The organism is Psychrobacter sp. 16-MNA-CIBAN-0192, assembly GCF_040309565.1.
Classification (GTDB): Bacteria; Pseudomonadota; Gammaproteobacteria; order Pseudomonadales; family Moraxellaceae; genus Psychrobacter.
This window is the reverse complement of the sequence record NZ_JBEOOX010000187.1, coordinates 1-278: the sequence shown is the minus strand read 5'-3', so window position 1 is coordinate 278 and position 278 is coordinate 1. Positions and strand designations below refer to the sequence as shown.

1 pseudogene is annotated in these 278 nt (G+C 40.3%); it reads right to left on the bottom strand.

What is annotated here, in order from left to right:
- Positions 1 to 278 (bottom strand): annotated as a pseudogene (gene cpsB / locus AAEY78_RS12860) (mannose-1-phosphate guanylyltransferase/mannose-6-phosphate isomerase); the annotation flags it as partial.

Here is a 278-nt window from a genome sequence, read left to right as displayed (position 1 = left end):
GATGTTGCCATTCGTTTCGGTTCTCAGATTTTAACTGCTCGACCACTTGCTTAACTTGTTGAACTTCTGACTGCTTAGCAATCAAAATGGCATCTTTTGTTTCAACCACCACCACATCGTCTAAGCCGATAACGGTCACTAGTTTTTCAGTTGCGTTAACATAAGTATTTTGAGTATTGATACCAATCACATCTCCTTTAAAGACATTGCCATACTCATCTTTATCTTCAATTTCCCAGAGCGCAGTCCAACTACCTACATCACTCCAACCACAATCC